Raw genomic sequence first — 244 nt, forward strand, 5'->3', positions numbered from 1 at the left:
CTTCCATTAGGTCACGCCAATCTTTCTTCGGCTCAGGTGGTGGAAGCAGGTTCGCTTCAAGAATCGCACTGGCGTATAAGTTCAGGCTGTTTACCGCTACCTGAGGAAGACCTAGCTTAAAGCGAATCATTTCACCTTGTTCAGTTACACGAAGACCGCCTTGCAAGCTCTTTGGTGGCTGAGAAAGCAGTGCAGCGTGCGCAGGAGCGCCACCACGACCGATAGTACCGCCACGACCGTGGAA

The 244-nt window shown here is 53.3% G+C and carries 1 protein-coding gene; it reads right to left on the reverse strand.

Features of this window, described 5'->3' with window-relative positions:
- The coding region (locus tag AB4585_RS28270) for a phosphoenolpyruvate carboxylase (RefSeq protein WP_372172085.1) at positions 1-244 on the reverse strand (244 nt) is incomplete at both ends.

Origin of the sequence: Vibrio sp. 10N.222.49.C9, from assembly GCF_041474985.1 — a bacterium.
Classification (GTDB): Bacteria; Pseudomonadota; Gammaproteobacteria; order Enterobacterales; family Vibrionaceae; genus Vibrio; species Vibrio crassostreae_C.